We start from the raw sequence: 11690 nt of genomic DNA on the forward strand, positions 1-11690 counted from the left end.
AGCGCGCTATCCCATGCGACGGAGGTGCGCGATGTCAGACGCAAAGCAACTCGACGGACATTGCCTGTGCGGCGCGGTGCGGGTGCGGATTGCCGCCCCCGCGCCGGTGATTGAGGCATGCCATTGCAGCATGTGCAGGCGCTGGGGCGGCGGGCCTTTACTATCGCTGCGGCTGGTCACCGATCCGCAGATCGATGGCGCTGAACACATTGTCCGCTATCATTCGTCCGACTGGGCGGAGCGCGGCTTTTGCCGCAACTGCGGGACGCATCTTTTCTACTATTATGCGCCGAAGGACGGGTATTCGTTCGGCGCGGGTTTGTTCGAGGGTGTCGACGCCTTTCCGCTCACCGAAGAGATTTTCGTCGATGAGCAGCCCGCCGGCTATGCCTTTGCCGGGGACCATGAGCGGCTGACCGGCGCGGAGGTGATGGCAAAGGCAGGAATCGCGACTTCCTAGCCCCCTTCGACAATTGCTCCGCGACTCCCTAGATCGGCGCGATGCTGATCCTCGGCCTCGAATCGAGTTGTGACGAAACCGCCGCCGCGCTGGTGACCACGGACCGCCGCATCCTCTCTCACCGCCTTGCCCGGCAGGACGAGGCGCATCGGCCGTTCGGCGGCGTGGTCCCCGAAATTGCCGCGCGCGCGCATGTCGAGGCGCTCGAGCCGCTGATCGCCGCCGCGTTCGAAGAGGCGGGCGTCACGCTCGCCGATGTCGATGCGGTCGCGGCGACCGCCGGGCCAGGACTGATCGGCGGGGTGATGGTCGGCCTCGTTACCGGCAAGGCGCTGGCGCACGCGGCGGGCAAGCCGCTGGTCGCGGTCAATCATCTCGAGGGCCACGCCCTGTCCCCCCGCCTGACCGACCCCGATCTCGCCTTCCCTTATCTGCTCCTGCTCGTGTCGGGCGGGCATTGCCAGCTGCTGCTGGTCGAGGGAGTCGGCGCCTATCGCCGCCTCGCCACCACGATCGACGATGCGGCGGGTGAGGCGTTCGACAAGACCGCCAAGCTGCTTGGCCTCGGCTTCCCCGGTGGCCCCGCGGTCGAGGCGGCGGCGAAGTATGGCGATCCGCGCGCGGTCCCGCTGCCCCGCCCGCTGGTCGGATCGGGCGAGCCGCACTTCTCCTTCGCGGGCCTCAAGAGCGACGTCGCGCGCAAAGTCGGCAAGTTCGATCCCGCCGACCTCGCCGCATCGTTCCAGCAGGCGGTGGTCGATTGCCTGGTCGATCGCACCCGCATCGCGCTGGGCAAGGCGATGGGCGCGACCGCTCTGGTCGTCGCGGGCGGAGTCGCCGCCAACGCGTCGGTGCGCGCAGCGCTTGAGACGCTCGCGACCGAACATGGCCTGCGCTTCGTCGCGCCGCCACTCTGGCTCTGCACCGACAATGCGGCCATGATCGCCTGGGCCGGGGCGGAGCGCTTCGCCGCCGGATACAGCGACCCGCTCGACGTGCCCGCGCGCCCGCGCTGGCCGCTCGACCCGGACGCGGAGAAGGTGCGTGGAGCGGGGGGTGAAGGCATGAAGATCGGTGTGCTCGGTGGCGGCGCATGGGGCACCGCTCTCGCTCAGGTGGCAGCGCGCGGCGGTGAGCCGGTGATGTTGTGGGCGCGTGAGGATGACGTCGTGACGTCAGTGAACGCGGCCCATGAGAATGCGCTGTTCCTCGCCGGTGTCCCCCTCTCCCCGTCGATCCATGCGACCAGCGACCTTGCCGCACTTGCCGATAGCGACGCCCTGCTTGTGGTCGTCCCGGCGCAGTTCCTCCGCTCGGTCCTGTCGCAGCTTCCAGCCGGCAACCGCCCGCTGGTGCTCTGCGCAAAGGGGATCGAGGCGGGGACGCAGAAGCTGGTCGCGGAAATCGCGCGCGAGCTGCACCCGGAAGCGCCGGTCGCGGTCCTCTCCGGCCCCACCTTTGCGCATGAGGTGGCAAAGGGGCTGCCCACCGCCGTCACGCTGGCGTGCGAGGACGCTGCCCTGCGCGACGCGCTGGCCGAGCGGCTCGGCGGGCCGACCTTCCGCACCTATGGCTCGTCCGACGTCACCGGCGCGGAGATTGGCGGCGCTGTCAAGAACGTCCTCGCCATCGCATGCGGCGTGGTCGAGGGTGCGGGGCTGGGCCTCAACGCCCGCGCCGCCCTGATCGCGCGCGGCTTTGCCGAGATGACCCGTTTCGGCGTCGCGCGCGGCGGGCGGCCAGAGACGCTGGCGGGGCTGTCGGGCTTGGGCGACCTGGTTCTCACCTGCTCCTCGACCAATTCGCGCAACTTCTCGCTCGGCGTCGGGCTGGGTCAGGGCAAGGCGGCGTCGGAGCTGCTCGCCGACCGCCGTACCGTAGCCGAAGGCGCCGCCACCGCCCCGGTGCTGCGCGAAGCGGCACGCGCCGCCGGGGTCGAGATGCCGGTAACCGAAGCGGTCTGCGCCCTGCTCGAAGGCACCCCGGTACGCGCAGTGGTCGACGCGCTGCTCGCCCGCCCGACGCGCGGGGAAGCCGCATGAGATGGGCGGCGCTGCTGCGGGGGATCAACCTCGGCAAGCGTCAGCTCAAATCGGCCGAGTTGAAGGCGGTGGTCGAGGGGTTGGGCTTCACTGACGTCAAGATCCTGCTCGCCTCGGGTAATGTCGTCTTTACCGCTCCCGGGGCGAAGGCCGAAGCGCTCGAAGCGCAAATCCACGATGAACTTGAGAAGCAAACCGGCCTCAAATCCGAAATCTTCGTCCGCACGCCTGAAGACATGGCTGCCGTGGTCGCTACCAACCCTTTTCCCGATGCCGCGCGAGACCGTCCCAGCTTCCTGGTCGTCACCTTCCACCGAAAACCGGTCGATGGCGACGCGGTCGCCGCGCTGATGGCCGACTATGACGGCCCCGAACGCGCGCAGGCGATCGATCGTGAACTTTACATCGACTTCCCGGAAGGTCAGGCGCGCTCGATGCTCCACGCGCCCTTAGGAAAAGCGACGCGCGACCCGGTTACGACCGCCCGCAACTGGAATACCGTCCTCAAGATTCGCGACGCGCTCTAGCGCAGCGCCTTCGCCGCCAGTGCATTGCAATCGGCATCGGTCGCCAGCGGCGGGCGGTCCCCGGCGATCGCGTCGCCCAGCAGCTTGAGCACCCCGCCGACATTGGGCTTCGCACCTTCGGGCAGGCGCATCACAGGCGCCTTGATCGTCCCCGACACCGGCACCGGCTTGGTCAGCCGCAACAGGCTTTCCTTCTTGGGCGACCCGGTCATCGCCAGCGCCAACCGCTCGTCCGGCAGGTCCACCGTGCCGGTAAAGCGCGACTGGCCGCGCGACGTGTCGATCAGGAACGGATTCATCCGCCCGGTTCCATTCTTCACGTCCAGCCTAAGGATCATGCAGCGCAGTGCCGCGACCCTCTCGTCCCCGACCAGCGCGCCGCGCCCGACATCCAGTCCCAGATAGGAAGCGATGTTCGCCGGAATCCGACCCGATCCACCGACCAGCGCGACGCTGCCGCTGGACCGCCCGATCGCATCGCGGATCGTCTTGCCCGCGCCGGTCAACCGCGCGCGGCCCTGCAACGGGGCATCGAGCACACCATCCCCCGCCAGCGCGGCGATCCTGCTGCCGTGCAGCCGCAGGTCGAGCGTCAAGCTGGGTTGCGGCTTGCCGTCACGCTGATCGATCACCACCCGTCCGCTCAGGCTGCCGGGTGTCATCCCCATCGCGAACGGATCGACGGTCAATCGCGCATTGTCGAGCGTCAGCACCCCCTCGGCCGACCTGAAGCCCGGCGTGCCGACGATCCGGTCGGCGCGAACCCGGAGCACGCCATCGACATCGCTCACGCTCTTCAGGTCGATTGCGGTCGCCGGGACCAGCCGGTCGCCCAGCCGCGCGCGCCGCGCCGCCGCGATGGCAAGCCCGCGGTCATTGGCAAGATCGTCGAACGCCAGGCTCGCCAGCACGACATCGCCCTCGATCCGCGTACGCCCTGGCTTGCTCTTGTCCACCGTAGCGATCGCATTCGACAGGCGGGAGCCGCCGATCGTCCCGGCCAGTCGCTCGATCCGCCACTGATCGCCCTTGCGCGACACGCGTCCGGCCAGCGCGACCGGCTGGGTCCCGAACAGCCCTGCCTCGATCACCCGATCGATATCGAGCAGGTCGGCGCCCCGTGTCGCAATGTCGAACGCCATGTCGCGCGTGTTGAACGGCGCCGCCATCGCGCCCTGCACCGCGATCCGCGTGGTCGGCCCGGCAATCCGCGCGCGGAACGGCCAGCGCGCGCGCCCGGCGACCGGCGCGCCGCGCACCTCGATGCTCACCTGCTCCGTGGCGAGCGCGCCGGTGCCGGAAGCGCGGAACCCCGCGGTGTCCGAGTCGATCCGCACCGACGCGCGCCGATCCTTGAGCGCGTCGCGGTAATCGAGGATCAGGTTGCGCACCGCCAACCGGTCGAGCCCGCTCCCCCCGCCGCTGCCGCGCTCGGGCCTGCGGTCCCAATTCTTGCGGCCGTCCTGCGCGCGAACCAGCATGATCCGGCCATTCGCCGCCTCGACCGGCTCGGGCGCGAATCGCCCGATCAGGATCGGGAGCACCGGAAGGCGCACGGTGACGCGCTCGACCCGCACCATCTCCCCCGTCCCGGCCCAGGCCGGCTGAGCGATGCGCAGGTCGCGAATGTCGAGCAATGGCGCGAAGGAAAACAGTCCGCGCCGCTCGATCGCGCCGATCGTCACCGGCGCATCGAACCGGTCGGACAACGCGCGCTCAGCCCGGCCCTTGAACGCGCCCCAGGGCATCATCGCCAGCGCGAGCAACAGCAACAAGATCGCCACGGCGATGCCGATGGCGATCCGGATCATCAGGGTACGGGTTGGGGCGGTCATCGGCGCAGGACGCGCCGTCCCTGCTTTCGTTCCGCAGCCGGTTCAGAAATCGACCGCGATGCCCTTCAGCTCCCAGTCGCCATAGCGGGTGGGATCATTGCCCAGCGGATCGGTCTCCGCCTTCTTCCCGGTCTCAGGCTTTGGCAGCGGGGGGCTCTTCGACAGATATACGGGCGGCTTCACATGCGGGGGGCGCTTGCCCATGATCGGTCCTCAGATTGACGCGCGGATTGCAGCCCCCACATTGGGGTCTGAAAGGATCGAATCCAAGTGAACGGTTTCAAGACGACGATGCTGCTGGCGGCGCTGACGGCGCTGTTCATGGCTTTGGGCTTCACCATTGGCGGACGCGGGGGGCATGATCATCGCGCTGCAGGTCGCGGTGGGGATGAACCTCTTCACCTACTGGAATGCCGACAAGATCGTGCTGAAGATGCACGGCGCGCGTCAGGTGGACGGTGCATCCGCGCCCGAATTCTACAATCTGGTCGCCGGACTTGCCCAGCGCGCGCAGCTGCCGATGCCCAAGGTGTACATCATCGATTTGCCCCACCCCAACGCCTTTGCCACCGGGCGCAATCCCGAGAATGCGGCGGTTGCGGCGACCACCGGCCTGCTCAACATCCTCAACCGTGAGGAGATTGCGGGCGTTATGGCGCATGAGCTGGCGCATGTCCGCAACCGCGACACGCTGATCATGACAATGGTCGCGACGATCGCCGGCGCGATTTCGATGCTCGCCAATTTCGGCCTGTTCTTTCGCGGCGGCGACGACAACCGCGGCGCGTTCCTCGCTACCATTCTTGCGGTGATCGTCGCGCCGTTCGCCGCGATGATCGTCCAGATGGCGATCAGCCGCACCCGCGAATATGGCGCGGATCGCGGCGGCGCGGAGATTTCGGGCAACCCGCGCGCGCTCGCCTCGGCGCTGGCCAAGCTCGCGCGCGGCGCGGCGGCGGTGCCGAACCCGGTGGCGGAACGCAATCCTGCCGCAGCACAACTCTACATCGTCCCGGGCCTGGCGCGCGGCGGCGACAGCCTGTTTTCGACCCACCCCGACACCGGCAACCGCATCGCAGCGCTGGAGGAAATCGCGGTCACCATGGGCCAGAGCGCCCCGCTCGACGCATTCGCTGCCCCTGCCCCCGCCGAGCGTCCGTCTGCACTGGGTGTGCGCGCGACACCGCGTCGCGGAAGCGCGCTCGACCCGAACCGGCGCGGCTGATGCTTTGGGGGTGAACCCGCGCGCGATTCGGCGTAGGGGGGCGGTGATGCCTCGCCCTACCGGTCATCGCCCTCCGCCCCGCCCCGCCGATCCCCCCGGCACCCCCGCCCGCCGCGCGGCGCTGCGCCTGCTCGATGCCGTGCTCCGTCGCGGCCTTGCGATCGAACAGGCACTGGACACCTCGACCCAAGGGCTTGCCCCTCCGATCGCGGTCTGGCGCACGCCATCGCGGCGGAAGTGCTGCGCCGCCTCACCGATCTCGACGACCTGATCGACAGCGCCACGCGCAATCGCCTGCCCGATGACGCCAAGGCGCGCTTCGTGCTGCGGATCGCGCTGGTACAGGCGCTGCGGCTCGGCACCCCGCCGCATGCCGCGATCTCCACCGCGCTGGCGCTGGTCGATGGCGGTCCGCGCAAGCTGGTCCATGGCGTGTTCGGCACGCTGATGCGCCAGAATGCCGTGCTGACCGACCCGCCCGCGCTGCCGGGCGATGTCTATGCCCGGATCGCCGCCAATTGGGGGGCGCGCGTCGCCGACGCCGCCTGCGCCGCCATTGCCGCCCCGCCGCCGCTCGACCTCACGATGCATCCGGCCCACGACGCATCTTGGCCCAACGCGCCGAGCCTACGGCCCGGCCATTATCGCCTGCCCTCCGACTCGACCGTTCTCGAACTCCCCGGCTTTGCGGAAGGCCATTGGTGGGTGCAGGACATCGCCGCCTCGCTCCCCGCCCGCCTGATCGGCGGCGGTTCAGGCCGCGCGCTCGATCTGTGCGCCGCGCCGGGCGGCAAGACGCTCCAGCTCGCCGCCGCCGGATGGGACGTCACTGCCGTCGATGTCTCGGAAAGTCGTCTGGCGCGACTTCACGAGAATCTCGAGCGCACCGGGCTGTCCGCCACCGTGGTCGCAGCAGATCTTCTGAGGTGGGCACCGGGGTTCGAGGCCGACGCCGTGCTGCTCGACGCGCCGTGCAGTGCGACCGGCATCTTCCGCCGTCACCCCGATGTGCTCCACCGTGTCCGCCCGCGCCTGATCGCCGAGATGGCCGAGCTTCAGGCGCAGTTGCTCCCGCGTGCCGCGCGTTGGGTCCGGCCCGGCGGGCTGCTGGTCTATGCCACCTGCTCGCTCGAGCCCGAAGAGGGCGAACAGCAGATCGAGCGTTTCCTGGCCCAGCATCCGGAATTCGCGATCGACCCGATCCTGCCCGACGAACTGCCCGAGGGGTTGTCTGCCCATCCGCGCGGCTGGCTGCGCACCCTTCCCGGGATGCTCGCGGAACAAGGCGGGCTCGACGGGTTTTTCATGGTGCGCCTGATGCGAGTTGCCGCCTAGCTTCGAGGTGATAAAGGAAGGCCATGAACCCGGTCCGTATCGCCCCGTCCATCCTGTCCGCCGATTTCGCCAAATTGGGCGATGAAGTGCGCGCGATCGACGTGGCCGGGGCCGACTGGATCCATATCGATGTGATGGACGGACATTTCGTCCCCAACATCACGATCGGCCCCGCCATCATCAAGGCGCTGCGCCCGCACAGCGCCAAGCCGTTCGACGTCCATCTGATGATCGCGCCGGTCGATCCGATGCTGGAGGCTTTTGCCGAGGCGGGCGCGGACTGCCTGTCGGTCCATCCCGAAAGCGGCCCGCACCTCCACCGCACGCTCCAGACGATCAAGGCGCTGGGCAAGCGCGCCGGCGTGGTGCTCAATCCGGCGACCCCGGTGGACGTGGTGGACCACGTCATGGACCTGATCGACCTGATCCTGGTGATGAGCGTCAACCCGGGGTTCGGCGGGCAGAAGTTCATCGAAAGCCAGCTTTCCAAGATCGCGACGCTGCGCGCGAAGATCGACACCAGCGGCCGGTCGATCGACCTTGAGGTCGATGGCGGGGTCGATCGCACGAACGCCGCGCGCGTCATCGCGGCAGGGGCCGACGCGCTGGTCGCGGGCACCGCAGCGTTCAAGGGCGGCCCGTCGGCTTATGCCGACAATATCGCTGCGTTGCGGGCGGGGTGAGCATTGGCGGCGATGAGCCCGCCGACGGGGCGGCCACCGACGGGATCGAGCAGGGCAAAAGGCTCATCCGGATCGGCGGCGATCGCGGCCTGTCTCTCGCCGACCGCATTTCCGAAAAGTTGTTCCGCTTGAGCTGGCGGACCCCAATTCATTCGCTGCGGCTGAAAGGCCGACACCCCCTCAAGCTGATCGCGGTGACCGACGACCCGTTCATGGGTGATCCGGCGCGCGGCAATGCGTTGCTCGAGGGACGCCTCGTGTTTCGCGGCGAGAGCCATGACGTGGAGTCGCTCGACCTCGCCCGACCGACCTGGTCCGTGCCGTTCGGCGATCATCTCCACAGCTTCGCCTGGCTGCGCGACCTGTCCACCGTCGCCACCCGGCAGCAAGCGGCACCAATTGCCGAGGCGCTGATGCGCAAATGGCTCGCCGCGCATGCCAATCGCGTACGCGATCCAGCGTGGCGCGCCGATCTATGGGGTCGCCGCCTGCAATTCTGGACCGCGCACGCGCCGCTGATCCTGTCGAGCACCGACCTCGTCTATCGCTCGCAAGTTCTCCACGCGCTCGCCCGTGGCGCGCGCCATCTCGATCGCGCCGCCGACCGCGCGCCCGTCGGAGCACCACGCATTGCCGCATGGTGCGGCGTGCTTACCGCCGGGCTGATGATTCCAGGCGGCGATCCGCGCCGTTCGTTCGGTGAGGCGGGACTGTTCCGTGCGATCATCGGTGCGGTCAGCCGCGATGGCGGGATTACCGGTCGCTCGCCCGCAGCGCTGCTCGACGCGATCCAGCTGCTCACGCTGCTTCGCGAAACCTATGCTGCGCGTCGCCTCGATGCGCCGCCCTTTGTCGGTGAGGCGATCGGCCGCATGGTCTCGGCATTGCTCGGCGTGAGCCATGGCGATCGTGGCCTGGCTAGCTGGCAGGGCGGACTACCCGTCCCCGGTGACGTCGTCGACCAAACGGTCGAAGCGACCGGGGCACGTGTCCGCCCGCTGCGTCAGGCGCATGAATGGGGCTATCAGCGCCTCGCCCAGCAGGGGACGGTGCTCATCATGGACGCCGCCCCGCCGCCGATCGCACGAGTGATGGCCGGGGGCTGCGCCTCCACCCTCGCCTTCGAATTCTCCGATGGCGAGGAGCGGATCGTCGTCAGTTGCGGCGGCGCGCGCGGCGCGGACCTGCGCCTGCCCACCGCGCTGACCGAGGGGCTGCGGACGACTGCGGCGCATTCGACCCTGGTCGTGCGCGACAGCAATTCCACCGCGATCCATCCCGACGGCACGCTCGGACGCGGGGTGGTCGAGATGGAGCTGAGCCGCAACGAGACCGAGACCGCCAGCCGGATCGAGGCGAGCCATGACGGCTATGCCCGCCGCCACGGCGTGATCCACCGCCGCACCATCGCGCTCGGCACCGATGGTCGCGACGTGCGCGGCGAAGACAGTCTGCTTCCCGCGGAGAAGCGCGGGGGCAAGGGCGGCGCCGTGCCGTTCACCGTCCGCTTCCACCTCCACCCTGCGGTTGACGCCACCCCCACTGCCGATGGCTCGGGCGCCTTGCTCCGCACGCGGTCGGGATCGGTGTGGCAGTTCCGTGCGCGCGGCGCGGCGCTGGCGATCGAGGAAAGCGTGTGGATCGACGCCAAGGGCATTCCACGTGAAACCCAGCAGATCGTCCTGACCGGCGAGGCGCTGACCGGCGGCTCCAGTGTCTCTTGGCTGTTCCACCGCGCGAGATAGTTGTCGGCTTCAGCATAGCTGAAGCGTTGCGGCACCGGCCCGCTCCCCACCCGGCCACCCACTTCAAGGTATCTTCGATGGGTGGCCGGGTGGGAGAGCGGGCCGGTGCCGCAACTCGGGGCTTGCAGAGCAAGCCCCGCAAGCTAAAGCGCGCGGCCATGAGCAGCATCACGATCCGCCGCGCCCTCCTCTCGGTTTCCGACAAGACCGGGATCGTCGAACTCGGTCAGGCGCTCGCCGCCAAGGGAGTCGAACTCGTTTCGACCGGCGGCACGTCCAAGGTGCTGCGTGAGGCAGGGCTGGAAGTCCGCGACATCTCCGACCTCACTGGTTTCCCCGAAATGATGGACGGCCGCGTCAAGACGCTGCACCCGGTGGTGCATGGCGGTCTGCTCGCGGTGCGCGACGATGCTGGCCACATGGCCTCGGCCAGCGAACATGCGATCGGGATGATCGACCTGGTCGTGGTCAATCTCTACCCCTTCGCCCAGACTGTCGCGAAGGGCGCGAGCCGCGACGAGATTATCGAGAATATCGACATCGGCGGCCCGTCGATGGTCCGTTCTGCCGCCAAGAACCACGCATTTGTCGCGATCGTCACCGATCCCGCCGACTATGCCGTGGTCGCGACCGGCGAGACCACGCTCGACGACCGCAAGCGCTTTGCCGCCAAGGCCTATGCCCTGACTGCCCAGTACGACTCGACCATCGCCAGTTGGTTCGCCTTCGCCGATCAGGGCGAAAAATTCCCCGAAACGCTCCCGTTGGTGTTCAAACGCGGCGAAGAGCTCCGGTACGGTGAGAACCCGCATCAGTCCGCCGCCCTCTACCTCCCCGCCGGTCCCGCCACGCCGGGGATCGCGCAGGCCGAGCAGCTGCAGGGCAAGGAGCTGAGCTACAACAACTATAACGACGCCGATGCCGCGCTCGAACTGGTCAGCGAATTCCGCGACGGCCCGCCGACGGTGGTGATCGTCAAGCACGCCAACCCCTGCGGCGTCGCCACCGCCGAGACTTTGGTCGACGCGTACAAGGCCGCGCTCGCCTGCGATTCGGTTTCGGCATTTGGCGGGATCATCGCGCTCAACCGTCCGCTGGATGCCGAGACGGCGAAGGCGATCACCGAGATTTTCACTGAAGTCGTCGTCGCTCCCGGTGCGAGCGATGAAGCCAAGACCATTTTCGCCGCGAAGAAGAACCTCCGCCTGCTGATCTGCGGCGAGTTGCCCAATCCGACGCGACCCGGCCTGATGCTCAAGACGATCGCGGGCGGAGCACTGGTCCAGTCGCGCGACAATGGCAGCGTGACGCAGGACGCGCTCAAGGTGGTCACGCAACGCGCGCCGACCGATCAGGAACTTGCCGACTGCCTGTTCGCCTGGACAGTCGCCAAGCACGTCAAGTCGAACGCAATCGTCTATGCCAAGGATGGCAGCACCGCAGGGGTCGGCGCGGGGCAGATGAACCGCCTCGAATCCGCGCGGATCGCCGCATGGAAGGCCAAGGACGCCGCCGAAAAGGCCGGCTGGTCCCAGCCGCGCACGATCGGCAGCGCGGTCGCCTCCGACGCCTTCTTCCCCTTCGCCGACGGCCTGCTCGCGGCCGTCGAGGCGGGCGCGACTGCCGTGATCCAGCCTGGCGGATCGATCCGCGACGATGAAGTGATCGCGGCGGCGGATGGGGCTGGCCTCGCGATGGTGTTCACCGGGATGCGCCACTTCCGGCATTGAGCGAAAATGCCCACTCTCCGTTTGTCCTGAGCCTTTCGAAGGGCCAGCCCCTGAGGTCTGCGCCCGCGCTTCGACAATGACCAAGTGGAACGTCCCCGGATGTTCCAG

General features: G+C 68.6%; 8 protein-coding genes and 3 pseudogenes. 9 read left to right on the forward strand and 2 right to left on the reverse strand.

Annotated elements, in window-relative coordinates:
* Positions 1–31 precede the first annotated feature (31 nt).
* The 4 genes and pseudogenes from LRS12_RS06530 (at position 32) to LRS12_RS06545 (ending at position 3029) form a co-directional block, all read left to right on the forward strand.
* Positions 32–460, forward strand: a complete 429-nt coding sequence (locus LRS12_RS06530) for a GFA family protein (protein WP_257843856.1) — start codon at positions 32–34, stop codon at positions 458–460.
* A 41-nt stretch (positions 461–501) separates the two neighbouring features.
* Positions 502–1515, forward strand: a pseudogene (tsaD, locus tag LRS12_RS06535) (tRNA (adenosine(37)-N6)-threonylcarbamoyltransferase complex transferase subunit TsaD); the annotation flags it as partial.
* A 9-nt stretch (positions 1516–1524) separates the two neighbouring features.
* Complete coding sequence (locus LRS12_RS06540) at positions 1525–2502, forward strand: NAD(P)H-dependent glycerol-3-phosphate dehydrogenase (protein WP_257845447.1); 978 nt, start codon at positions 1525–1527, stop codon at positions 2500–2502.
* Positions 2499–3029 carry a DUF1697 domain-containing protein gene (locus LRS12_RS06545; RefSeq protein ID WP_257843857.1) on the forward strand — a complete coding sequence of 177 codons (531 nt, stop codon included), beginning with the start codon at positions 2499–2501 and terminating at the stop codon, positions 3027–3029. Before LRS12_RS06540 ends, LRS12_RS06545 begins: the two co-directional genes overlap by 4 nt.
* On the opposite strand, the gene LRS12_RS06550 is transcribed toward LRS12_RS06545, so the two are convergent.
* Positions 3026–4864: an AsmA-like C-terminal region-containing protein gene (locus LRS12_RS06550; protein WP_257843858.1), complete on the reverse strand. Its 1839-nt coding sequence runs from the start codon at positions 4862–4864 to the stop codon at positions 3026–3028. The two genes, LRS12_RS06545 and LRS12_RS06550, sit on opposite strands and share 4 nt — an antisense overlap.
* A 42-nt stretch (positions 4865–4906) precedes the next feature.
* The gene (locus LRS12_RS06555; protein ID WP_257843859.1) at positions 4907–5068 is read right to left on the reverse strand and encodes a DUF1674 domain-containing protein; all 162 of its coding nucleotides are present in this window, start codon (positions 5066–5068) and stop codon (positions 4907–4909) included.
* Positions 5069–5134: 66 nt separating this feature from the next.
* On the opposite strand from LRS12_RS06555, the pseudogene htpX reads away from it, so the two are divergent.
* The 5 genes and pseudogenes from htpX (at position 5135) to purH (ending at position 11582) form a co-directional block, all read left to right on the forward strand.
* A pseudogene (gene htpX, locus LRS12_RS06560) lies at positions 5135–6089 on the forward strand (zinc metalloprotease HtpX).
* Between the two features lie 46 nt (positions 6090–6135).
* Positions 6136–7424: pseudogene (locus LRS12_RS06565) on the forward strand (RsmB/NOP family class I SAM-dependent RNA methyltransferase).
* A gap of 23 nt (positions 7425–7447) precedes the next feature.
* Positions 7448–8107: a ribulose-phosphate 3-epimerase gene (gene rpe / locus LRS12_RS06570; protein WP_257843860.1), complete on the forward strand. Its 660-nt coding sequence runs from the start codon at positions 7448–7450 to the stop codon at positions 8105–8107.
* On the forward strand, positions 8104–9852 hold the full coding sequence (locus tag LRS12_RS06575) for a heparinase II/III family protein (RefSeq protein WP_257843861.1): 1749 nt from the start codon (positions 8104–8106) through the stop codon (positions 9850–9852). The genes rpe and LRS12_RS06575 overlap by 4 nt, the downstream gene beginning before the upstream one ends.
* Positions 9853–10010: 158 nt before the next feature.
* On the forward strand, positions 10011–11582 hold the full coding sequence (gene purH / locus LRS12_RS06580) for a bifunctional phosphoribosylaminoimidazolecarboxamide formyltransferase/IMP cyclohydrolase (protein WP_257843862.1): 1572 nt from the start codon (positions 10011–10013) through the stop codon (positions 11580–11582).
* Positions 11583–11690 lie beyond the last annotated feature (108 nt).

This window comes from Sphingomonas sp. J344 (genome assembly GCF_024700005.1).
GTDB lineage: Bacteria > Pseudomonadota > Alphaproteobacteria > Sphingomonadales > Sphingomonadaceae > Sphingomonas.

Bases quoted from the DNA above. Each gene is read 5' to 3' on its own strand.
- LRS12_RS06555 (WP_257843859.1), bottom strand. From the start codon at position 5,068: ATGGGCAAGCGCCCCCCGCATGTGAAGCCGCCCGTATATCTGTCGAAG.
- rpe (WP_257843860.1), top strand. From the start codon at position 7,448: ATGAACCCGGTCCGTATCGCCCCGTCCATCCTGTCCGCCGATTTCGCC.
- LRS12_RS06545 (WP_257843857.1), top strand. From the start codon at position 2,499: ATGAGATGGGCGGCGCTGCTGCGGGGGATCAACCTCGGCAAGCGTCAG.
- purH (WP_257843862.1), top strand. From the start codon at position 10,011: ATGAGCAGCATCACGATCCGCCGCGCCCTCCTCTCGGTTTCCGACAAG.
- LRS12_RS06530 (WP_257843856.1), top strand. From the start codon at position 32: ATGTCAGACGCAAAGCAACTCGACGGACATTGCCTGTGCGGCGCGGTG.
- LRS12_RS06540 (WP_257845447.1), top strand. From the start codon at position 1,525: ATGAAGATCGGTGTGCTCGGTGGCGGCGCATGGGGCACCGCTCTCGCT.
- LRS12_RS06550 (WP_257843858.1), bottom strand. From the start codon at position 4,864: ATGACCGCCCCAACCCGTACCCTGATGATCCGGATCGCCATCGGCATC.